The sequence below is a fragment of the Telluria sp. AZSoR62 genome (genome assembly GCF_058111565.1).
On the sequence record NZ_JBYTST010000644.1, the window covers coordinates 1 to 233 of the forward strand.

Sequence of the window (233 nt, forward strand, 5' to 3'; positions counted from 1 at the left end):
TTCGACTCGGCATCAATTGCCGTTTCCTGGGTTTCGGTTCCGTCGTCATGGTCTTCAGCCTGCTTTCGGGCTTTTTCTGGCGTCAATGCTTCATCAATTGCCGGGCCGGCAGTCAGAAAGAAGAATTCGCTCTCGTCTTGTCGGAAACAGCAATGTTCAACAAGCCGCTCGTAAAGACGCGTTCCCTTTAGTTCACCCCTGCGAGGCTCAATCTTCGAAATCTTGATTTCCAC

The 233-nt window shown here is 51.1% G+C and carries 1 protein-coding gene; it reads right to left on the reverse strand.

Annotation, left to right across the window (positions count from 1 at the left end; translation table 11 throughout):
• Window positions 1-233: hypothetical protein (locus tag AC3XQU_RS25025; protein ID WP_489876782.1), on the reverse strand; the 233-nt coding region annotated here is incomplete at both ends.